Origin of the sequence: Gilliamella sp. B3127 (assembly GCF_026536935.1) — a bacterium.
In the GTDB taxonomy this organism is placed as follows: domain Bacteria; phylum Pseudomonadota; class Gammaproteobacteria; order Enterobacterales; family Orbaceae; genus Gilliamella; species Gilliamella apicola_E.
In genome coordinates this window covers 268,154-288,392 of sequence record NZ_JAFNNI010000003.1, presented here as the reverse complement: position 1 = coordinate 288,392, position 20,239 = coordinate 268,154, and the positions used below count along the sequence as shown (strand labels likewise).

22 protein-coding genes are annotated in these 20,239 nt (G+C 34.1%); 18 read left to right on the top strand and 4 right to left on the bottom strand.

Annotated elements, in window-relative coordinates; all coding sequences use genetic code 11:
• The first annotated feature begins 376 nt into the window (after nt 1-376).
• Both J3U00_RS07185 and aroD read left to right on the top strand, forming a co-directional pair.
• Complete coding sequence (locus J3U00_RS07185) at nt 377-1,249, top strand: shikimate dehydrogenase (protein WP_220226146.1); 873 nt, start codon at nt 377-379, stop codon at nt 1,247-1,249.
• An 89-nt stretch (nt 1,250-1,338) separates the two neighbouring features.
• Nucleotides 1,339-2,103, top strand: coding sequence for a type I 3-dehydroquinate dehydratase (gene aroD / locus J3U00_RS07180; RefSeq protein WP_267330280.1), 765 nt, complete (start codon nt 1,339-1,341; stop codon nt 2,101-2,103).
• Nucleotides 2,104-2,285: 182 nt separating this feature from the next.
• On the opposite strand, the gene J3U00_RS07175 is transcribed toward aroD, so the two are convergent.
• On the bottom strand, nt 2,286-2,801 hold the full coding sequence (locus J3U00_RS07175) for an endonuclease V (RefSeq protein WP_267332023.1): 516 nt from the start codon (nt 2,799-2,801) through the stop codon (nt 2,286-2,288).
• Nucleotides 2,802-2,995: 194 nt separating this feature from the next.
• Here J3U00_RS07175 and J3U00_RS07170 point away from each other — a divergent pair, with 194 nt between their 5' ends.
• A complete protein-coding gene (locus J3U00_RS07170) occupies nt 2,996-3,652 on the top strand; it encodes a DUF421 domain-containing protein (RefSeq protein WP_065562497.1) in 657 nt (218 codons plus the stop codon).
• 61 nt (nt 3,653-3,713) lie between these two features.
• On the opposite strand, the gene J3U00_RS07165 is transcribed toward J3U00_RS07170, so the two are convergent.
• Nucleotides 3,714-3,986: a DksA/TraR family C4-type zinc finger protein gene (locus J3U00_RS07165; protein WP_220226142.1), complete on the bottom strand. Its 273-nt coding sequence runs from the start codon at nt 3,984-3,986 to the stop codon at nt 3,714-3,716.
• Nucleotides 3,987-4,138: 152 nt separating this feature from the next.
• Between J3U00_RS07165 and msrA the strand changes: the two genes are divergently transcribed.
• From msrA to msrB, 3 genes are read left to right on the top strand one after another with little or no spacing between them, the layout of a single operon-like run.
• A complete protein-coding gene (gene msrA / locus J3U00_RS07160; protein ID WP_220226141.1) occupies nt 4,139-4,687 on the top strand; it encodes a peptide-methionine (S)-S-oxide reductase MsrA in 549 nt (182 codons plus the stop codon).
• A 2-nt stretch (nt 4,688-4,689) separates the two neighbouring features.
• Complete coding sequence (locus tag J3U00_RS07155; protein ID WP_267332022.1) at nt 4,690-5,214, top strand: cytochrome b; 525 nt, start codon at nt 4,690-4,692, stop codon at nt 5,212-5,214.
• 53 nt (nt 5,215-5,267) lie between these two features.
• On the top strand, nt 5,268-5,705 hold the full coding sequence (gene msrB, locus J3U00_RS07150; RefSeq protein WP_065734192.1) for a peptide-methionine (R)-S-oxide reductase MsrB: 438 nt from the start codon (nt 5,268-5,270) through the stop codon (nt 5,703-5,705).
• Between the two features lie 191 nt (nt 5,706-5,896).
• Here msrB and lptG read toward each other — a convergent pair whose 3' ends face one another.
• Complete coding sequence (gene lptG, locus J3U00_RS07145; protein WP_267332021.1) at nt 5,897-6,961, bottom strand: LPS export ABC transporter permease LptG; 1,065 nt, start codon at nt 6,959-6,961, stop codon at nt 5,897-5,899.
• 10 nt (nt 6,962-6,971) lie between these two features.
• Nucleotides 6,972-8,075 (bottom strand): LPS export ABC transporter permease LptF, encoded by a 1,104-nt coding sequence (lptF, locus tag J3U00_RS07140; RefSeq protein ID WP_065734190.1) that lies wholly within the window; start codon nt 8,073-8,075, stop codon nt 6,972-6,974.
• A 138-nt stretch (nt 8,076-8,213) separates the two neighbouring features.
• On the opposite strand from lptF, the gene J3U00_RS07135 reads away from it, so the two are divergent.
• The 12 genes from J3U00_RS07135 to J3U00_RS07080 all read left to right on the top strand — a co-directional run bounded on the left by J3U00_RS07135 (nt 8,214) and on the right by J3U00_RS07080 (nt 20,211).
• On the top strand, nt 8,214-9,692 hold the full coding sequence (locus tag J3U00_RS07135) for a leucyl aminopeptidase (protein WP_267332020.1): 1,479 nt from the start codon (nt 8,214-8,216) through the stop codon (nt 9,690-9,692).
• A gap of 8 nt (nt 9,693-9,700) precedes the next feature.
• Nucleotides 9,701-10,159 carry a DNA polymerase III subunit chi gene (locus tag J3U00_RS07130; protein WP_267332019.1) on the top strand — a complete coding sequence of 153 codons (459 nt, stop codon included), beginning with the start codon at nt 9,701-9,703 and terminating at the stop codon, nt 10,157-10,159.
• 273 nt (nt 10,160-10,432) lie between these two features.
• Nucleotides 10,433-10,951 carry a hypothetical protein gene (locus J3U00_RS07125; RefSeq protein ID WP_267332018.1) on the top strand — a complete coding sequence of 173 codons (519 nt, stop codon included), beginning with the start codon at nt 10,433-10,435 and terminating at the stop codon, nt 10,949-10,951.
• Between the two features lie 169 nt (nt 10,952-11,120).
• Nucleotides 11,121-11,867 carry a hypothetical protein gene (locus J3U00_RS07120; protein ID WP_267332017.1) on the top strand — a complete coding sequence of 249 codons (747 nt, stop codon included), beginning with the start codon at nt 11,121-11,123 and terminating at the stop codon, nt 11,865-11,867.
• 385 nt (nt 11,868-12,252) lie between these two features.
• Nucleotides 12,253-12,558 (top strand): hypothetical protein, encoded by a 306-nt coding sequence (locus tag J3U00_RS07115; protein ID WP_267332016.1) that lies wholly within the window; start codon nt 12,253-12,255, stop codon nt 12,556-12,558.
• 124 nt (nt 12,559-12,682) lie between these two features.
• A complete protein-coding gene (locus J3U00_RS07110; RefSeq protein ID WP_267332015.1) occupies nt 12,683-13,372 on the top strand; it encodes a hypothetical protein in 690 nt (229 codons plus the stop codon).
• A 302-nt stretch (nt 13,373-13,674) separates the two neighbouring features.
• Nucleotides 13,675-13,971, top strand: a complete 297-nt coding sequence (locus tag J3U00_RS07105) for a hypothetical protein (RefSeq protein WP_267332014.1) — start codon at nt 13,675-13,677, stop codon at nt 13,969-13,971.
• A 238-nt stretch (nt 13,972-14,209) separates the two neighbouring features.
• Nucleotides 14,210-14,443, top strand: coding sequence for a hypothetical protein (locus J3U00_RS07100; RefSeq protein ID WP_267332013.1), 234 nt, complete (start codon nt 14,210-14,212; stop codon nt 14,441-14,443).
• Nucleotides 14,444-14,624: 181 nt separating this feature from the next.
• Nucleotides 14,625-15,467, top strand: coding sequence for a Rossmann-like and DUF2520 domain-containing protein (locus J3U00_RS07095; RefSeq protein ID WP_267332012.1), 843 nt, complete (start codon nt 14,625-14,627; stop codon nt 15,465-15,467).
• A complete protein-coding gene (panB, locus tag J3U00_RS07090) occupies nt 15,464-16,306 on the top strand; it encodes a 3-methyl-2-oxobutanoate hydroxymethyltransferase (RefSeq protein WP_267332011.1) in 843 nt (280 codons plus the stop codon). Before J3U00_RS07095 ends, panB begins: the two co-directional genes overlap by 4 nt.
• 18 nt (nt 16,307-16,324) lie before the next feature.
• Nucleotides 16,325-17,170 (top strand): pantoate--beta-alanine ligase, encoded by an 846-nt coding sequence (panC, locus tag J3U00_RS07085; protein WP_267332010.1) that lies wholly within the window; start codon nt 16,325-16,327, stop codon nt 17,168-17,170.
• Between the two features lie 182 nt (nt 17,171-17,352).
• Entirely contained in the window at nt 17,353-20,211 is a 2,859-nt protein-coding gene (locus J3U00_RS07080) for a valine--tRNA ligase (RefSeq protein WP_267332009.1), read from the top strand.
• The last annotated feature ends 28 nt before the right edge of the window (nt 20,212-20,239 follow it).

Below are 20,239 nucleotides of genomic sequence, written 5' to 3'. Positions count from 1 at the left end.
CAAAATAATACTGGAAAGTATTTATCGCTGATTTTCGTGTTTTTTATGGCTTAATGTTGGTGTTTTTAGTATTAATCCTAGGTTTAAAAAACATCTAAGAATTATCAAATGCGATTATATAATTTGAGAAAAGCTTAATAACAGTTAGGAGTTACTTTATTAAGCAAGAATTATCAATTATCACCGAGCGAGGTGGTATTGAGGTAATAACATTACTAAAATCTTTACATGAAATGCCAATTTCAATTTAGCGTAGTGATGATGAATTTACATTGAGTCATTCTCCAATTGAACGAGCAAAAATGTATCTATAAAATACGAAAAGATTACTTAAAAAAACTCGCTGAATTTTAATCATTAATAATTGGAGAGAAGCATGAGAGCTAATATTGATGGACACTTTTTATTAATTGGATTAATGGCATATCCAATTCGGCACAGCTTATCACCAAAAATGCAAAATATAATTTACTCTAAATTAGATATTCCCTATGTCTATTTAGCTTTTGAAGTGACGCAAGAAAAATTGCCTGATGCTATAAAAGGCTTACGTGCATTAGGTTTACGCGGTAGTGCTGTTTCAATGCCGAATAAACAACTCGTGTGCCAATATTTAGATAAATTAACACCAGCAGTAGAGCTTATTGGAGCCTGTAATACCATTTCAAATGATGATGGAGTATTAACCGGATATAATACTGATGGAATAGGATATATGCGCTCATTAAAAGAGGCGGGTGTTGATGTTATAGGTAAAAAGTTGACATTACTTGGTGGAGGCGGTGCTGCAAGTGCTATTGCCGTACAAGCCGCATTAGATGGCGTTAAAAAGATTTCAATTTTTAATCAAAAAGATGAATGCTTTGACAAAATTGTAGAAATAGTCAACCGAATAAATGCTAAAACTGACTGTGAAGCAGTAGTTTATGATTTAGCTGATCACTCAAAATTACGTCAGGAAATTGCTGAAAGTGCAGTATTATGCAATGCTACTGGTATTGGTATGAAGCCGTCAGAAGGAAAAAGCTTAATTACCGATCCAACTATGCTAAGAAAAGATCTCGTCGTAACCGATTGTATTTACAGTCCACGTAAAACAAAATTATTAGAAATAGCCGAATCGCAAGGTTGTAAAACGTTAAACGGTATCGGTATGATGTTATGGCAAGGTCATGCACAAATTAAAATTTGGACAGGAAAAGAAGCTCCAATTGATTATGTTAAAGAAAAAATGGGCTTTAATGATTAAAAATTTTAGTTAACTTATTAAAATTATTTATAACTACAGACTATTCTCTCAGTAAATTAAGAGAGTAGAAAAGATAAATTGGTGGATAGATGTCAAAAATTACAGTTAAAGGTTTAGATATTGGTGTTGGAGCGCCTAAAATTATTGTTCCAATTGTAGGAAAAACAGAAGAAGAATTAGTTAATGAAGCTGAATTTTTGACAAAAATTGACTTTGATATGGTTGAATGGAGAGTAGACCATTTTCAAAAAGTTGATGATGTTGAAAAAGTAAAACAAACAGCAAATAAATTACAAACAATCATTGGCTACAAACCCATTTTATTTACATTCCGCACCGCTAATGAAGGCGGAGTTTATCCTGCTACGATTGAATTTTATATCAACCTTAATAAACAGATGATAAAAAGTGGTTTAATTGATCTTGTCGATATCGAAGTTTTCACTGGTGACAAATATGTTGAAGAAATTGTCCAGTTAGCTCATCAGCATAACGTTTTAGTGATAGCCTCCAATCATGACTTTGATAAGACTCCGCCAAAAGATGAAATTGTAGCAAGATTACGCAAAATGCAGGATCTTGGTGTAGATATTCCTAAAATTGCCGTAATGCCACGTTCGCGTGAAGATGTAATTAACTTACTTGCTGCAACAGCTGAAATGAAAGACAAATATGCACGTAAACCACTAATTACTATGGCAATGGCTGGAACAGGTGCGATTAGCCGAATTGCAGGTGAAACTTTTGGGTCAGACCTCACTTTTGGTGCAGCAAAAAATGCATCTGCACCAGGGCAGCTAGATGTAAAAGATCTAAGAAACATCTTAAATATATTACATAAAAGTTTGGCTTAAAAATTCTAGCGTTTTAATAAACAACTTAAGTTAAAAAAAGATAAACGAAAGATAGTCAATATATAAACTCTTTGGTTCAAATTATTAATATTAAATGACTAATATGAAGACTATATTAAAATCTATATCAATAGTATTTTGGTGAATTAATAACATAAACCTGTTTAACCATTTTTATTGTATTATTCGAATTTAAACAACTTAGTTTGTTGATCCAAATAGGTCAGTAAATCTGGTATGCGATATTTGCCGGCCATTGATTGAATATGATCTGCCGCCTCTTTAAGTAACATTCCTAATGATGTTATATAGATTGGATTATTACTTTTACCACGCATTACTTCAATGGCATATTGTTTATTATCGGTAAAAGATTTTTTTGCAACGCCGATAATAGGTATCTTTTTATCCAGTGCTTCATAAAGATAACCACCTAAACCAAGATTACCATCATTCAAATGAACATAACCATCGACTATAATCACATCAATCGAATTGAGATCAACCTGAGACAATAATGCTAATATACAAGGTAATTCACGTTTATAAAATTGGCCTGATTGATAAGGCAGAACATTCGATTGATAATCATTGATAACAGATTTTATCTCATTGATACCATCAGTAAATTGCTCAAATAAAATGCCAACAGTTTTTGCCTTATCATTTAAATAGTAAACATCTATTGCAAGTATCATTTTTTTAAAATCCTTTTTGGAGTAGAATAACAATGCTCTCGTATTAAACTTTCTAATCTCTATTAAAAAACAAGTAGTCATTGATTTCAAATAAATAAAAATTTAGTTAATTCGTAATACATCTTTTATTTATCCGATTAGACCAGATAGCTAAGCAATGGTCGTTTAGATTGGATCTACACTTGGAGGCAGGAATGTATTTACTTGAAATGGCACCAAAATTTTTAATTGCACTTATCATTTTACTTATTTATGTCAAATTATCAGGAAAAAGCCAAATCGCACCGATGTCACAGTTGGATCAGGTTGGTAGCATGGTTATTGGTGCATTGGTAGGTGGAACATTACTTAATGCTAATGTTTCTGCGTGGGAAGCCGCTGGAGCTGTGGCGATTTGGGCAGGTCTTCTTATCTTAGTACGATTTATCAAATCTAAAAATTCAAAACTCCGAGATGCTATTGATGGTGAACCTATACAATTAATCAAAAATGGCAATCTAATCTCTGAAAATTTCAAAAAAGCGAATTTACCTGTTAGAGATTTTGAAACGCTAATCAATATTCAAGGAATTTGCGCATTTAGTGAATTAAAACAAGTGTGGTACGAATTAAATGGATCTTTAACCATTATCAAGAAAGGAGATAAAGATATAGCAGTACTGGTGATTGAAAATGGCGCTATTAGTCAAGACAACCTTGAACAACTCCACAAAAGTGAAACATGGCTTAAGAATGAAATCAAAAAACAAGGTTATAAAGATATTGATGAAGTTTTTTGTGCAGAATGGTTTGATGGTAAATTATTAGTTTACCCTTATGATGAAGTTCGTAATTCAAAAAATAAAGAATAATTGAGGAAAGCAAAATATAAAAGGGGAAGGAGTTTTACTCAATCCCCTTATTAAGAGCTTGTTATCTTAGTTGGCTATCTTTACTACCACGTCGATTATATAATATTGCAGATTTTGCCAATTGCTTATCTATTTCTTGTTGGCAAGCTAAACAGTATTGCACACCTGGTAAAGCAATTTGTCTGGCTTTTGCAATAGCATCGCCACATTCAACACAAAACTCGGCACTGGGTTTATCGTGTTTTAGTTGGCGTCTGGCGATTTCGATAGCATCTGTGATTGTACTTTCGATCTGTTGGTTAACGGCATCGTCAGATGCCCAGCCACTAGCCATAATTACACCTCCTAAAAATTTATATTAGATGAATAATATGGTGCTTATTTGACCAGTTTCAAGTAATATGAACACATCATTTAAAAAGCAAAGTAAGTGTTGTATTTTTTATAAAGATCGTTTCTGTTAATGTAAGTTAATTGGAGGTTTTTATGCAACAATATGAACAAGCAACATTTGCAGGTGGATGTTTCTGGTGTATGGTAAAACCTTTCGACAAATATGAAGGCGTTATTAATGTGATCTCAGGTTACACTGGTGGTCATACGGAAAATCCAACTTATCAACAAGTTTGCCAAGGCAACACAGGCCATACAGAAGCGGTGCAAATTACCTTTGATCCAACGATGATCAGCTATAAAAAATTACTTGATATTTTTTGGCAGCAAATTGACCCGACAGATTCGCAAGGACAATTTGCCGATCGTGGCGATTCTTATCGTCCAGTAATATTTTATCATAACAAATTACAACAACAGCAAGCGATCGCATCTAAACAAGCGCTTGAAGAAAGCAAACGATTTAATCATCCGATTGATGTCGCTATAGAACCGGCAACAATATTTTATCCCGCCGAAGAGTATCATCAAGATTACTATAAAAAACAGCCAGAACATTATAACCGTTATTATCAATTATCTGGACGAGCTAATTTTATTGCAGATAACTGGCAAGATAAGTCAACAACCAAAAGTGAGTAAATATGCAAAAGTACCCGCAATATAGCAGTAAACAAAAATGGATTCATTGGACATCGGCTTTACTTGTCATAATGGTAACAATGCTCCTTTTAATTAAAGTGACAATGTCACATATATTGGGTGGAATGGCAATAGTCTATTTATTACATAAATCCTTTGGAGTGCTTGTTTTGCTATTAACAATATGGCGAATTATGGTGATCCGCAGTCAAGGTGTGCCTGATGTCTTACCGAAAGACAAAAAACTGCAACGAATTTTGTCAAAATCCACTCAAGGAGTGATCTACCTTTTACTGCTAATTACGCCATTATCGGGGTATTTAATGAGTGGAAGGGACCTTAATATATTTGGTTTAATATCGATCCCTGCTATTGATATGCCATATCACCAAATGTTTCATTCATTACATTTGATTAGTTCTTATGTACTAGCTATTTTAGTTATATTTCATGTATTAGGTGCGTTGTACCACTATTTTTGGGTTAAAGATAAAGTATTGCAATCAATGTTAAGTAGCAATGATTAACACAAATTTAAACGTTTATTTATATCACATTTATAACGTGAGGCAGATACAACATGAACAAATCAATGAAAGATAAAGCTATATCAGCACTAACACCAATGCAATATCACGTCACACAGCAAAATGGTACAGAACCTCCATTTGATAATCAATATAACGCTAACCACCGCGATGGGATCTACGTTGATATCGTCTCTGGTGAACCACTGTTTACCTCACTAGATAAGTTTGATTCAGGCTGTGGTTGGCCAAGTTTCTCTAAACCGATTAAACAGCAACAAATTGTTGAAAAAGAAGATAACAGCCATGGAATGCGTAGGATAGAAGTCCGCTCATTAGAAGCTGATTCACATCTTGGTCATGTATTTAATGATGGGCCTGCAGCTTTAGGGGGATTGCGCTACTGTATCAACTCTGCAGCGCTAAAGTTCATACCAAAAGAAGAATTAGAAGCTCAAGGCTATGGTGACTACTTAAAATTGTTTAAATAAATTAATCTTACGCATCCTTTATTTAAATAAAGGGTGCGAACTAAACCAATCAACCTTAGCCTGAAGCCTACAAAATCATTGTTTAACTTAATTGGTATACGTAAAGGAAATTTTGAAGAATATTGCGGATGAAATTGGCATATAACTTATCAAGTTTATATGCCAATATCGTAGGAGATCAAAGCTATAATTTAATTTTTTCTTTTAAATAAAATATAACTGATTAACAAAAACACAAAGCTAGTTAGCATAGATCCAACGATAGGGTAAATGCCCATCACAATACTGGCTTGAGCAAAAAGATTATCGGCGATATAAAAGATAAAGCCAAAAGTAATACCTATAATCACCCTAATACCCATAGATACACTTCGTAATGGTCCAAAAATAAAAGATAAGGCCAACAACAACATCACTGCAACTGAAACGGGTTTAATCAGCTTTTTCCAAAATAACAAATCATAATATTTTGTATCTTGGCCCGAATTTCTCAAATATTGCGAATATTGATAGAGTCCTGATGCTGACAATGAATCAGGGTCAAAAGCTACAATACTCAACTTATCAGGTGTGATATTAGTTTTCCACTGCATAGTAAGTGAGTTCGTACCCGTTATTTGTTGTGGATTGGTTAAATCATTCATCTCGATTTGTGATAACGTCCAACTTCCATTTTCAAACACTCCGCTATCAGCATGAGTAATCGATAGTAATTTATTTTTATCAACTTTATAAATATCAATATTTGAGATAGAACTATCATTATTGACATGGTCGATATAGATATAATCATTACCATCTTTCGCCCATAAACTGCCTTGTTGAGCTAATAAAGAATTACCATAAAGTTTTTCTGAGCGCATATTACGAGCTGTTTGTTCACTGATAGGTGCAACCCATTCACCAATTGCCATTGTTATAAGCACTAAAGGAAGAGCAGTTTTCATCACAGCTAATGCAATTTTAAAACGGCTAAAGCCTGAAGTTTCCATCACAATAAGCTCGCTTCTTGAAGCTAAAATCCCTAAACCGATTAACCCGCCTAAAAGTGCTGCCATAGGGAAAAATATTTCTATATCTTTAGGTACCATTAGCAAAGAATAAAAACCAACTGACAAGGCATCATAATCAACTTTGATTTTTCTAAGTTGGTCAATAAAACGAATAATTCCTGACAAACTAATTAATAAAAATAAGCAAATGCCAATGGTATTTAAAATAGTTTTACCAATATAGCGATCTAAAATCGAAAACATCGTTCTCCCCTTAAGACGCAATAAATTTTAAACGAAGTTTACGCATAAATAAGTTATCCCAACAATTTAAAATCAAAGCCAGAACAAAATACCCTAGATTAATCAGATAAAACCACAAAGCGGGATCTAAGCGACCTTTACCAGCATTAGCTTTAACCGAACTAGAAAGTAAAAAATAGACTAAATAAAGCAGTAACGCTGGTAAAATTTGTGCAAGCCTTCCTTGTCTTGGATTTGACACACTCAATGGAATCACTAAAAAAGCCATCAAAGGAACCGAAATTATCAACGTCAATCGCCAATAAAATTCAGCATTAGCCTTCGGTGTTGGATTTTCATGAAGCTCAAGCAATCCTAATTGCTGAACATCCACTTTATCATCATCAACATTGCTTTCTAGCTCCTTAGGTTTAATAATACCTAAATAGTTATGAAAATTCGAAATTCTAAAATCTTTTAATTGTGCCGTGCCTTCATAACGATTTGCATTTTCAAGTGTGATGATTTGATTACCATCTTTATCTTCTTCAGTTTTCCCTTTATTAGCAATAATAATAGAAGGGCGTTGAGCATTTTTCGGATTAATTTGGGCTATAAATACGTTATCTAGCTTATTATGATCAACATTACCAATATAAATTACCGAGTTGCCATCAGGTGTTTGTTGAAATTGGCCAGCTAATAAACCTGCTAAACTTGGATTAATCTTGGCATTTTCGACTAGCTGATCTTGTCTCACGCTAGACCAAGGCCCAAACCAAAGGCTATTGAGTGCTGTGAATATACAGGTGATCACACACAGAAATAGCACAACCTGATAGTTAAGTCTTCTCTTAATCCCACATGCATGCATTGCGACCATCTCGCTGTCCGAATAAAGCCGACCAAAGGTAACAAGCACACCTAAAAACAGACTTAGTGGCAAAATAAGATCAGCCATATTCGACACACCTAACACTAAAAGTGGCATAATCAAATCACGTGGAATACTGCCATCAATAGCGCTGGATAAAATTCTGATTAATTTTTGAGAAAAGAAAATTAGCAATAAAATAAACAGTATTGCACCTTGTGTTTTCATCGTCTCTTTAATTAAATATCGGCGAATTATCACTTTTTTACCTATCTATCCGTTTTATCAAATCGCACTATTATAATCTGATTTGCGTTGTTTCGTTATCTTTTTGTTGCTATCGTTTAATGAACCGATAAAATGTTACTATTCACCATAAAAATCTTACAAGAGAACGCTATGAAATACTCAATCAAAAACAGCTCATTAATCACATTACAAAAAGAAGAATGTTTAGTGGTAACTGTCCAATTAGGCAAGAAACAAACTAGTTTAATCAAGGATATAGATGAATTAACCAAGGGTATGATTAGTCAGCTGATCAAGTCAGGTGACATTAACTGCGAATTAGGTAAAACCACCTTTTTATACGCTAGCCCGAATTCTCCGAAAATATTAGTTGTAGGGTGTGGCCAAGAAAAAAATTTTGATATTAACGCTGCAAAAAAAATGATACAAGCAGCTACAAAAGAGTTAATAACTAAACAAGTTAAAAATATAAGTTGGGACATTCTGACTCTAAATCCTGCAATAAGTGGTGAAATTGCTAAACAACTACCACAAATTACTAGCGAATTAACCTATAGTTTTGACCAATTCAAATCAACAAAATCAGAAAAACCAAGCTTACAAAAAGTAACGCTACTTTATAGCGATAAAAAAACAATCAAGCATGTAGAAAGTCAATTATTGCAAGGACAAATTATTGCAAATGCTATTGTCAGTACCAAAAACATTGCCAACATGCCATCTAACATCGGCAATGCTAAATACTTAGCAGAGCAGGGCAAAAGTTTAGGTAAACAGCATTCAAGCTTGAAAGTGACATGCTTAGGTGAAAAAGAGCTTGCTAAACTCAATATGAACGCTTATTTAGCGGTTGGACGAGGCTCAGCCAACGAATCAATTATGACGGTCATAGAATATCATGGTGCCAAAGACAAAAAAGCCAAACCATATGTATTAGTTGGTAAAGGATTAACCTTCGATTCAGGTGGCATATCCATCAAACCCTCAGCCGGTATGGATGAAATGAAATATGATATGTGTGGTGCTGCCACTGTGTTTGGTGTAATGCAGGCTGTGGCTGAATTAAAACTACCTATCAACGTAGTTGGCGTGATGGCTGGTTGTGAAAACATGCCAGATGGTAATTCATACCGTCCTGGTGATATCTTAACCACCATGTCGGGCACCACCGTTGAAATTATCAATACTGATGCAGAAGGTCGTTTAGTATTATGCGATGCTTTAACTTATGTTGAACGTTTCCAACCCAAGACTGTGATTGACATTGCTACACTTACTGGTGCTTGTATCATTGCACTCGGTCATCATTATACTGGCGTGATGGGTAATAACGCAGAGCTTACTGAACAATTGGTAAATTCCTCAAATCAAGCGGGAGACAAAGCGTGGTCATTACCGATTGATAGTGATTTCCAAGAACAAATCAAATCAACCTGTGCTGACATTGTCAATGCTGGTGGTCGAGATGGCGGAACGATTACAGCCGCTTGTTTCCTATCTCGCTTTACTGAAAAATACCAATGGGCACATCTTGATATTGCAGGTACAGCTTGGAAATCGGGTGCAAACAAAGGCGCTACAGGCAGACCAGTCGCGATGTTAATTCAATACTTACTTAACCAAAAATGAGTAAATACATGAAAAAAGTGATATTTTATCTACTTGAAAACCCAACCCCAGCCAATGATGCTGGGGTTTTATTCAAAGAAAAGCTTGCGTGTGAAAAAATTGTTGAAGCATGGCAAAACCGGCAACGTGTGTTAGTGGCCTGTCAAGATCAAGCTCAAGCTGAACGTATTGATGAATATTTATGGCAACTCGATACTGAAAATTTTGTTCCCCATAATCTAGCTGGAGAAGGCCTGAAAAGCGGATCACCTGTCGAAATCTGTTGGCCACAAAAGCGCAGTAGCAATGGTTCACGTCATTTACTTATCAATCTACAAGAGCAATACCCTGAATTTGCTGGCGTATACCGCGATATTATTGACTTTGTTCCTGTTGAAGAACAACAAAAATCGCTAGCACGAGGAAGGTATAAAACCTATAAAGAAGCTGGATTTAACCTAAAAACCATCCCTGTTTTATGCTCTTAAATTTATAAAAATAAGGTTTTTATCAATAAATTTATTATTACAAGTAATGGCTATATCTGATGTGGCAAGGTAGTTCTAGCATCAGTAATACTGTATAAAGACAGCATCACGAGCTGGAAAATCTGCTTAATAAAATTTCAAAATCCTATCAGCATCTCAAATTATAAAAAGACCTTAGTCGATGGTTGGCAAAGCTTCATTGTATGTAAATTACACCTATGAATAATATTGTCGCCATGTGTAACCTATTAAATTAATGAAGAATTTATTAAATTGTTTGTTATAATAGACAATAGTCAATTCTATACAGAAAGTAAAATGTTTAAAAAATTATTGGTGCTCTCAATATCATTATTGACTCTAGTTGGTTGTCAAGAGCGACAAAAAGTTACTGCTGAAATGCTAGAAGGAACTTGGGATTGTAAAGTCGACGATAGTCGCGGTACAAGCTATCATTATTACGACTCAAAATTGAAAGGAATACAATCTTATACACTCAATAATACAGGTTATGTAGCGCTTGTTAAGAAACAGGAAAAAGGATTCGCAGTACAAACAAAATATTATGCGTTTATTGCGCCTATTTCTCCTGATAATAACTACGCAAAACTCAATGGTGCAATTGAATGTGAATCGATAGATCAAATCAATAATATTATAACTGAAATTGAGTATAAGTTTATTTCAAAAGATGAATTAAAAGAGAGTTCATTTACAAAATACGAACATTGTGATCCAAGAAGAACCTTTATGGAATTTAATATTGAAGCTACTTGTAAACGTGTACCTTGAATTTAACTTCCTTTTGCGTTTTTTTGTTGTAGGAAGATGCATCGTATTTTGAATTAAAAGGATTTTTAGAATAGTTTACTGATAGTAAAATAATAATATATTAAATAATTAGAAGATTAAGATTGATTCGAATTAAGGATTATTTGCTCTTAACAGGGAAGTACAAGTAGTGAAAACAAAAGTAATAGTAGTTTTAGTTTATTTTATGACTACAATACAAAATGCGTATGGTAGGTTTATGATGCATAATACTCCTGCTTTACACGGTCATTCAAGGCATACAAAAGTTGATATGGATACAACATATGCCATCATAATTATGTTTTTAACGTTTGTATCGGCTTGTATGTTACTTAGTATTTACTATGCTTATTCTGAATTAAAACATCAAAAAAATAAAAAAGTAGAAGAAGAGAAAAAAAAACGTTATGAAGCAATCTATAGAGGTTCTTATAGAATTCAACATTTTTATCGATTTGTCGATGATGCAGTTATACCGCCAACTTATAAACTCACTAAATTTCCATTTCTAAATGATTATTCCGATTATACAAAACAAATTACAATTTTAAATTATAATTTTTTAAAAGTTGATTTCAGCGCTTTAATTCAAATTTATGCAGCGCTTAATAAACAATTTATTTTTGATATAGATACCAAGTGTGGTGGACAATATGACTATGTGCCTAGTTTTCTTTGGATTGGTGCTACTCATATAAACTCATATACATGTGAATGGAATAAAGAGAAATTCATTTTCATACCTAAAGAAGATAAATATTATTTAAAAACTATTGGCAAAATAGAATCAATATCAAACGAAAAAGATTATGTTTGTCGATCGAGATTGGAAAAATGGTATGAAAATACAAAACAATTTCAAAATATACAATCAACCTACTATATTGAAAAATAATTATCTTTCCAATTTTACCTGAGAATAATTACTCAAAATTTAAAGATGCAATTGAATGTGAATCGAAGGTTCAACTTAATAACATTATAACTGAAATGGCGCATAAATTTATTTTAGAAGGCAAATTGAAGTAAGATTGTTTATTAATAATGAAGGGGGATAAGACTCAAAAAATGTTTGTGGAGTTTAATATTGAAACGACTTATAAACGCATACCTTAAAACCCTTTATTTCAGCGATTTCTTTGTAAAAGAATCTGTGTATTTTTCATTAAAATGACTTTTAAGATAGTTAACTGTTAGTATAATTATATTATTGTATAATAATAAGATAATTAAGATTACTTAAAATAAGATCACTTCGTTATTACAGGGATGTACAAATAATGAAAACAAAAATAATAGTAGCTTTAGTTTTTTTTATTACTCTGATACAAAATGCGTATGGGATTGGATATCACAGAACTTATATCCCACGAGTTCATATGCATTATTCTCCTAGTCATCATTCAAGGGGGAGCGACGGAGATGATGCCTCTATAATTATCATTTTACTATTCGCCATTGCTGTTGGTATTATTTTATATCATATTTACAAAAACTATGAAGAATCAAAGAAAAATAAAAAATTGGAAGAAGATAAACGTAAAAAACAACTTAATTCAGAAAGCAGGAAAGATAAAAAAGATTAAGAAAAAAGAAGATACAAATTCATCAAATAGATGTGCAAATAATTTTGGAAAAAAAGAATAAACTAATAAATTATATGTTATCTTTTTATTTATAAGATTGCATTATGATAATTCAGGGATGGCGATGTTTAACTTTTCAAGATTATTATTAATCTTTACATTTAGTATAATTTCGTGTAAATCAACTTCTGTAGAATGGGAAAAAATAAACAAAGAGTATGCTGAACTTTTAGCTAAAAGCCACTTCTATTCAGAAATTGAACCTACAGATAAACAAGCTAGACTCGCGGTTATTCAAATCGGAATTTTTAGTTTTTCTTTTTATGGTTTGTCAGTATATGACACTAGCGATTCTAATGAAAATCTGCTTCCTTACCGATTTGGTAATGCTCTAACTGTACCTCCCACTTATAAACTTTCTAGATTTCCGCTTCCCAATGATTATTTCGATTTTTTAAATCGAATTCTGATCTTGGAGAATAATCTTCCTAAGGTCGATTTCAAACCTTTATCTCAAATCAATATCGTTCCCAATAAGCCTTTTATTTTTGATATAGATTTCGGACGGAATGGACATTATGTGCCTGGTTTTCTCGGGATTGGTTCTTCTCATACTCCCCCATCTACATGTGAATGGAATAAAAAGAAATTCGTTTTTACACCAAAAGAGGGGAAAGATTATTTAATAATTATTGGCGCAATTGATTCAAGATCAAACGAAAAAGGCTATGTTTGTCGATTTAGCTTGGAAGAATGGAATGAAAATACTAAACAATACCAAAATGTTCAATTGAATGACTATCCTGAAAAATAACTATTTTTATCATTCTCAATCGCATATATTGCTTTTTAAATTGATGAAAAAAAGTTGAGGAACGGGGTTTTTGAGATTTAATTAGCAAATAATTCTTGAATATTTTTACCAACGCCATCATTGCCAAAAATCCCTAATCTATTTCAGCGATTTTTTGTAAAAAAATCAGTGTTTTTTCATTAAAAGGAATTTAAAGATAGTCTACTGTTAGTATAATTATATTGTATAATAATATAATTAATATTAACTCAAAATAAAGGTAATTTCGTCATTACAAGGATGTATAAATAATGAAGACCAAAATGACTTTATTGTTAGTATTTATTGTTACTATTTTGCAAAACCAATATGCTTTAGGTTATACTAGGATTGGCATACCTCCACACAATGACCCTAAACTTTCAGCTGAATCACTAAAATCCACAATTGGTACTATTATTTTTTGCTTGGTGATGGCGGTAATAATAAATTTTTTTATTTCTTTATATGAATCAATTCGTTATCGTAATTATTCTAATGATTTTGGGAAAAAGAAAAAAGAGCAAAAAAAGAGCAAAAAAAACAAAAAAAGCAAAAACATCAGAAAAAAAATTAAATAATATTCTATTAAGAGAAAGCGTATCAGTCGAATGAATTAAAGTAAAATATTTTATAAAATGGATAAAATAAAAGTTAAATTTTTATTTAAATACCAATGTGAAAAATAATTAAATTCAAATATGGAAATGAAGATCTTATTTTTTACTAAAAGTATATTTTATATCTTTATCTCAAATTAATATCGTTCCCAATAAGCCTTTTATTTTTGATATAGATTTCGAACGAAATGGACATTATGTGCCTCGTTTTCTCGGGATTGGTTCTTCTCATACGCCTCCATCTACATGTGAATGGAATAAAAAGAAATTCGTTTTTACACCAAAAGAGGGGAAAGATTATTTAATAATTATCGGCGCAATTGATTCAAGATCAAACGAAAAAGGCTATGTTTGTCGATTTAGTTTGGAAGAATGGAATGAAAATACTAAACAATACCAAAATCTTCAATTGACTGACAATCCTGAAAAATAATTATTTTCATCATTCTCAATTGCTTATATTGCTTTTTAAAATTATCGAAAAAGTTGAGGAGCGGGGTTTTTTAGGTTTGATTAGCAGGTAATTCTTGAATATTTGCTTGTTTTTGGGTTAAAAATTGAATCTCAATCAAATTAGGCTATAATGCCGCTTTGTTTAAATTTTGTTATTAATAATGAATATTGGTTTTATTGGAGCTGGTAAAGTTGGATGCACACTAGCGAAATATTTTAGTTTATCGGGTTTACAAGTTGCAGGTTTTTATAGCCGAACTTATGAACACGCTAAACAAGCTAGTGATTTTACTCAATCTTATGCTTATTCATCTTTAGCTGATTTAGTGAATAATTGCGATTGTTTATTGGTGACAGTAGCTGATGGTCAAATTGCTTCTGTCTGGCATGAATTATGTCAATTACCTATTACCAATAAGTGGATTGGTCATTGTAGTGGCTTATTGACATCACACATATTTCAGCAAAATAAAGTTGTGCATCCATTCGCTTTTTCATTACACCCTTTATACGCTATTTATGATAAGTTCGATTGCTATAATACTATGTCGGACGTCTCTTTTACGCTCGAAGCAAATAAAGCTATTATCGACCAATTACAACGTTTTTTAGCGCTATTACCTAATCGCTTAGCAATTCTTTCAGCAAATAAAAAGCCACTATATCATGCTGCTTGTGTCATGCTAAGTAATCAAGTGCTAGCTCTCGTACAAATAGGTGTAGATTTACTTAATCAATGTGGATTAGATAAAGAGTTTATTGAACAAGCTTGGCATCCGCTATTTCTTGGTAATGCCAACAACATTTGTAAAGCGGGAGTCATAGATGCATTAACTGGACCTGTGGAGCGTAACGATATTGAAACCATTAAGCAACATATGATGGCAATGCCAGATGAGCTCAAACCAATTTATCAACAATTATCGACTATTTTGCTTAATATCAGTCGTCAAAAACATCCGGATAGGGATTATCATCAATTAGAAATGGAACTGTTACCTTGAAAAATACAATTTTGACTTTACAACAACGCAAACAAAATCAAGAAAAGATCACCATGCTAACCGCGTATGACTATACGACAGCAAAATTGATGGATGATAGCGGTGTCGACTGTCTATTAGTAGGTGATTCTTTAGGTATGGTTATGCTGGGTTATGAAAGCACAGTATCAGTCACTATGGACGATATGATTCATCACTCTAAAGCCGTGGCAAAAGGCGCTAAAAAAGCATTGGTTGTAACCGATTTACCGTTTATGTCTTACCATGCATCTGTTTATGATGCCGTGCATAATGCTGGACGATTGATACAAGAAGGGAATGCTCAGGCGGTGAAGCTTGAAGGTGGACAAGCATTTTGTGAGCATATTAAGATGATCGCTCAAGCCTCAATTCCTGTCATTGCCCATATTGGCTTAATGCCACAATCAGTATTAGCATTAGGTGGTTACAAAGTACAAGGTAAAAATTATAAAGCAGCAAAAGCGATTATTTTAGATGCTTTAGCTGTTGAACAGGCAGGCGCTGCGGCAATTTTACTCGAATGTGTACCTGCTGATTTAGCTAAATTTATAACTGAACTTGTTAGCGTGCCTACTATTGGGATTGGCGCTGGTCATGGTTGTGATGGGCAAGTTTTAGTCTATCAAGATATGTTATCTATGTATGATGGTGTATCGTCCAAATTTGTTAAATCTTTTGCCCCAATGGGGGATCAAATGAAACAGGCATTTGCGGATTATTGCCAAGAAGTTAAACAGCAACAATTCCCTGCACCTATTCATGAGTTTGCTATTGATGATGAGATCATGGCCAAACTCAAATCTGAATTTTCAAACTAGCTTGGAAGGATAATAAACATGAAAGTTATAACCACTATCGATGAAGTTCGCGATCAGGTTAAATCATGGCGTAACAATGGTGAAAGTATTGGTTTAGTGCCGACCATGGGTTATCTGCATGAAGGTCATCAAAGCTTAATGGCTAGTGCTAAAAAAGATAATCAAAGAGTGATTGTTACAATATTTGTTAATCCAATGCAGTTTGGTCCTAAAGAGGACCTAGCTAGCTATCCACGTGATTTAGAAAGAGATAAAAAAGCCTGTCAGCAAATGGACGTTGATTTGATTTTTTGTCCGTCCGCCGATGAAATGTATGATGCGAATTTCAATAGCTATGTCAATGTTAATGGTTTAACTGATGCGCTTTGTGGAAAAAAGCGACCAGGACATTTTAAAGGTGTTTGTACAGTTGTCACCAAACTATTTAATATTACTCAACCTGATCGTGCCTATTTTGGACAAAAAGATGCGCAACAATTAGCCGTCATTCAACGAATGGTACAAGATCTCAATATTCCCATCGAAATTATTGGTTGCCCGATTGTGCGTGAAAGTGATGGATTGGCTAAGAGTTCGCGCAATAGCTATTTGTCTGAACAAGAACGCCTAGCCGCTATTTGTTTATATCGTTCAATTGAACAGGCTAAGCAAATGATCAAAGCGGGTGAAAAATCAGTTGCAACCATCTTAAAGGCCATGCAAAACGTTATAAATAATGAACCATTAGCTAAAATTGACTATATTGAATTTGTTGATTTTGCAACGTTAACCAATGTTGATGTATTAAAGCAAGATAGTCTATGCGCTTTAGCGGTTTATATTGGTAAAACTAGATTGATCGATAATTTTATTTATCATCATTAACAATCCATTTATTGAGATAAAAGATCGCTTATCGACAAGCGATCTTTTGTTTACCATATTCCTACCGTCTAGGAAAATCGATTTAATCAACGACTTTATTCGTCTAGCAATTTATTGTTATGTCTTTTTACTGTAGAATAATAGCCATTTTTATGCCTTGAATTAGGATTGATGCCTTTATTATGAAAAATACGACTTATAATCCACAAGAAATCGAACAACCTATCTATCAACATTGGGAAGAAAGTGGTTACTTTAAGCCTAATGGTGACAAATCTCAGCCTAGCTATTGCATTGCTATTCCACCACCAAACGTAACGGGTAGTTTGCATATGGGACATGCATTTCAACAAACTATTATGGATGCATTAATTCGCTATCACCGTATGCAAGGTAATAACACGCTTTGGCAATCAGGTACTGACCATGCAGGTATTGCTACCCAAATGGTGGTAGAACGTAAAATTGCCGCTGAAGAAAATAAAACTCGCCATGATTATGGTCGAGAAGCCTTTATCGAAAAAATTTGGCAATGGAAAGCTGAATCAGGTGGAAGTATTACGAAGCAGATGCGACGTTTAGGGGATTCTGTTGATTGGGATCGTGAACGTTTTACGATGGATGAAGGCCTTTCTAATGCAGTTAAAGAAGTATTTGTCAGACTTTATCAAGAAGATTTGATTTATCGCGGTAAACGCTTAGTGAATTGGGACCCCAAATTACGCACGGCAATTTCAGATCTTGAAGTGGAAAATCGCGAAGTTAAAGGTTCAATGTGGCATTTGCGCTACCCATTAGCGGATGGTGCAAAAACGGCAGATGGTAAAGATTATCTTGTTGTCGCAACGACTCGTCCTGAAACGCTATTTGGTGATACTGGTGTGGCGGTTAATCCTGAAGATCCTCGTTATAAAGATCTCATTGGTAAATTTGTTATATTACCTTTCGTCAATCGTCGTATTCCTATTGTTGGCGATGAACATGCGGATATGACAAAAGGCACGGGTTGCGTAAAAATCACACCTGCTCATGACTTTAATGACTATGAAGTAGGGCGTCGTCATCAATTACCGATGATTAATATCTTTACCTTTGATGGTGAGATTCGTACGCAAGCAGAAGTATTTGATACTAATGGCGAGCCAAGCACCGCTTACTCAACTGAGATTCCGGCACAATTCCAAAATTTAGAACGCTTTGCTGCACGTAAATTAGTTGTTGCAGAGTGTGAAGCTCAAGGTATTTTAGAAAAAATTGAACCACATGATCTCACCATTCCTTATGGCGATCGTGGTGGCGTGGTTATTGAACCAATGTTAACCGATCAGTGGTATGTTCGCGCTAAAGTCTTAGCTGAACCAGCAATAGCTGCCGTAAAAAATGGCGATATTCAATTTGTACCTAAACAGTATGAAAACATGTATTTTTCATGGATGAATGATATCCAAGATTGGTGTATTTCGCGCCAATTATGGTGGGGACACCGAATTCCGGCTTGGTATGATAATCAAGGTAATGTCTATGTTGGTCGTGACGAAGCTGAAGTTCGCGGTGAAAACGGGCTATCTGCTGATATCGAGTTATCACAAGATGATGATGTACTTGATACTTGGTTCTCATCAGCGCTGTGGACATTCTCAACCTTAGGTTGGCCAGAAAAGACCGATGATTTAGCGACTTTCCATCCAACTAATGTTCTTGTAACTGGTTTTGATATCATCTTCTTCTGGGTCGCAAGAATGATTATGATGACGATGCATTTCATCAAAGATGAACATGGCAAACCTCAAGTACCTTTCAAAACAGTTTATGTAACTGGCTTGATTCGTGATGAAGAAGGGCAAAAAATGTCAAAATCTAAAGGGAATGTTATTGATCCTTTAGATATGATTGATGGGATATCACTTGCCGATTTATTAGAAAAACGTACTGGTAACATGATGCAACCACAGCTTGCTGAAAAAATTGCCAAACGTACTGAAAAACAGTTTCCTAATGGCATTGAAGCCCATGGTACCGATGCATTACGTTTTACTTTAGCGGCACTGGCGTCCACTGGTCGTGATATTAATTGGGATCTAAAACGTTTAGAAGGTTATCGTAATTTCTGTAATAAACTATGGAATGCTAGCCGTTATGTATTAATGAACACTCAAGATCACGATTGTGGATTTAAAGGTGGTGATTTAGAGTATTCAATAGCGGATAAATGGATCTTAGCGGAGTTTAATCAAACGGTGAAAACATACCGCGAAGCATTTGATACTTATCGTTTCGATTTAGCGGCTAATATCTTATATGAATTTACTTGGAATCAGTTCTGTGACTGGTATTTGGAGTTAACCAAATCAGTATTAGCTAATGGCGAGCAAAATCAACAACGAGCAGCTCGTCATACGTTAGTAACAGTCCTTGAAGCACTCTTGCGTTTGGCTCATCCAATCATTCCATTTATAACTGAAGCTATTTGGCAAAGTGTTAAACCATTAATGGCCATCAAAGCAGATACTATTATGTTACAACCAATGCCAGCCTTTGATAGCAAATTAGTTGATAATGAAGCAGTTGCTGATATCAATTGGATTAAAGATGCCGTTATCGCTGTTCGTAATATTCGTGCTGAAATGAATATTGCGCCAAGCAAACCGTTACAATTATTGATCAGAAAAGCATCACCGACGGTGCATCGCATTATTGGTGACAACGTCACCTTTATAGAGTCTTTAGCAAGATTATCAGAAATTGTCTTGTTAGATGAAGGTGAAGCAGGGCCATTATCGGTAACCAAATTAGTTGATGGTGCAGAACTACTTATTCCAATGGCTGGTTTGATCAATAAAGATGATGAGCTAGCTCGACTTCAAAAAGAAATAGCTCGCATTGAAGGCGAAATTGCACGTATTGATAACAAGCTTTCCAATGCTAGCTTTGTTGATAAAGCACCAGCAGCTGTAGTGGCTAAAGAGAAAGAGAAACAACAAGGCTATGTTGCTGACAAAGCTAAATTACAAGAGCAGTATGAAGCAATAAAAAGTCTTTAAGGACATCAATAAAAAACCTCTCATATGA

Bases quoted from the DNA above. Each gene is read 5' to 3' on its own strand.
- panC (WP_267332010.1), top strand. From the start codon at position 16,325: ATGAAAGTTATAACCACTATCGATGAAGTTCGCGATCAGGTTAAATCA.
- J3U00_RS07170 (WP_065562497.1), top strand. From the start codon at position 2,996: ATGTATTTACTTGAAATGGCACCAAAATTTTTAATTGCACTTATCATT.
- J3U00_RS07135 (WP_267332020.1), top strand. From the start codon at position 8,214: ATGAAATACTCAATCAAAAACAGCTCATTAATCACATTACAAAAAGAA.
- J3U00_RS07080 (WP_267332009.1), top strand. From the start codon at position 17,353: ATGAAAAATACGACTTATAATCCACAAGAAATCGAACAACCTATCTAT.
- msrA (WP_220226141.1), top strand. From the start codon at position 4,139: ATGCAACAATATGAACAAGCAACATTTGCAGGTGGATGTTTCTGGTGT.
- lptG (WP_267332021.1), bottom strand. From the start codon at position 6,961: ATGTTTTCGATTTTAGATCGCTATATTGGTAAAACTATTTTAAATACC.
- J3U00_RS07115 (WP_267332016.1), top strand. From the start codon at position 12,253: ATGAAAACAAAAATAATAGTAGCTTTAGTTTTTTTTATTACTCTGATA.
- J3U00_RS07105 (WP_267332014.1), top strand. From the start codon at position 13,675: ATGACTTTATTGTTAGTATTTATTGTTACTATTTTGCAAAACCAATAT.
- J3U00_RS07110 (WP_267332015.1), top strand. From the start codon at position 12,683: ATGTTTAACTTTTCAAGATTATTATTAATCTTTACATTTAGTATAATT.
- J3U00_RS07155 (WP_267332022.1), top strand. From the start codon at position 4,690: ATGCAAAAGTACCCGCAATATAGCAGTAAACAAAAATGGATTCATTGG.
- J3U00_RS07130 (WP_267332019.1), top strand. From the start codon at position 9,701: ATGAAAAAAGTGATATTTTATCTACTTGAAAACCCAACCCCAGCCAAT.
- aroD (WP_267330280.1), top strand. From the start codon at position 1,339: ATGTCAAAAATTACAGTTAAAGGTTTAGATATTGGTGTTGGAGCGCCT.
- J3U00_RS07095 (WP_267332012.1), top strand. From the start codon at position 14,625: ATGAATATTGGTTTTATTGGAGCTGGTAAAGTTGGATGCACACTAGCG.
- msrB (WP_065734192.1), top strand. From the start codon at position 5,268: ATGAACAAATCAATGAAAGATAAAGCTATATCAGCACTAACACCAATG.
- J3U00_RS07185 (WP_220226146.1), top strand. From the start codon at position 377: ATGAGAGCTAATATTGATGGACACTTTTTATTAATTGGATTAATGGCA.
- J3U00_RS07165 (WP_220226142.1), bottom strand. From the start codon at position 3,986: ATGGCTAGTGGCTGGGCATCTGACGATGCCGTTAACCAACAGATCGAA.
- J3U00_RS07175 (WP_267332023.1), bottom strand. From the start codon at position 2,801: ATGATACTTGCAATAGATGTTTACTATTTAAATGATAAGGCAAAAACT.